This window comes from Haloarcula sp. Atlit-7R, assembly GCF_003666065.1.
Taxonomy (GTDB): domain Archaea; phylum Halobacteriota; class Halobacteria; order Halobacteriales; family Haloarculaceae; genus Haloarcula; species Haloarcula taiwanensis.
In genome coordinates, this window is sequence record NZ_QXIK01000102.1 from 1 (window position 1) to 454 (window position 454).

Below are 454 nucleotides of genomic sequence, written 5' to 3' on the forward strand. Positions count from 1 at the left end.
CGGACTCCTTGATTTCGCGGGCGGTGTCGATGACGTTGAGGTTGTGCGCGTGGGCGCAGTCGATGAAGATGACGTCGACGCCGGCGTCGACCGCGGCCTCGACGTCCTTCGGGACGGCCCGGGCGATGCCCGTCAGTTTCGTCTCCACGTCGACCGCGTCGCAGACCTCGCCGGTCTGTGCGCCCGCGATGGGGAAGCCGACCTGCACGTAGTCGACGCCGAGGTCGTCGAGGGCGCGGACGGCCGCGGCTTTCTGTCCCGTCGTGTAGGACGCCCCGGGGCGCTGCTCGCCCTCGCGGCAGGTCACGTCGAGGAGGACCGGCACCGTGGCGGCCACTCAGACCCCTCCCGCGCGCCGAAGCGCGTCGATGTCGGCGTCGTCGTAGCCGAGCGACGAGAGGATGGCCTCGGTGTGCTCGCCGAGCTTCGGCGGGTCGGTCGAGTCGGGGCGGTC

The 454-nt window shown here is 71.6% G+C and carries 1 protein-coding gene; it reads right to left on the bottom strand.

The window, feature by feature from the left end; all coding sequences use genetic code 11:
* On the bottom strand, positions 1-337 hold a 337-nt coding region (locus tag D3D01_RS24735; RefSeq protein WP_233563630.1), incomplete at its 3' end, for an IMP dehydrogenase.
* Between the last annotated feature and the right edge of the window lie 117 nt (positions 338-454).